1 protein-coding gene is annotated in these 444 nt (G+C 64.9%); it reads right to left on the bottom strand.

What is annotated here, in order from left to right; translation table 11 throughout:
- On the bottom strand, positions 1-444 hold a 444-nt coding region (locus QCE69_RS39405), incomplete at both ends, for a hypothetical protein (RefSeq protein WP_309936168.1).

Below are 444 nucleotides of genomic sequence, written 5' to 3'. Positions count from 1 at the left end.
GTCGCGAGCGGCCCGAGCGTGCTCACGGTGCGCGTCGCGCCCGTCGCGCTGACCTGGTGGATTGTGTTGACGGCGGTATTGAGGAGAAGATTGCCGCCGACGTTCAGTGCCAGGCTGCCCGCGTTGACGGCGGCGGATGTCAGATCGATGTCGCCTTGCGTGGTGAGGGACATCAGGCCGCCGCTGCGCAGCGCGCCGAAAGCGTTGTCGATCTGCGTGCCCTGAATCGAAAGCGTGTTGCCCGCCTGTATCGTGCCGCTGTTGCTGAAGGTCTGTGCGTCCTTCAGGTCGACATCGGCCGCAGCGATGAGCGGCCCGTTCATGTTCTGCTGGCTTGCCTTCGCAAGGTACACGACGGGCACGAGCACGGACTGACCGTCGACGATGACCGTCTGCATGATGACGACGTTGCTCGTGAGCGCCGCGACCTGTTCCGGCGACAGA

The organism is Caballeronia sp. LZ032, assembly GCF_031451315.1.
Taxonomy (GTDB): Bacteria; Pseudomonadota; Gammaproteobacteria; order Burkholderiales; family Burkholderiaceae; genus Caballeronia.
The sequence above is the reverse complement of the archived record's forward strand: the minus strand, read 5'-3'. Positions and strand labels throughout refer to the sequence as shown.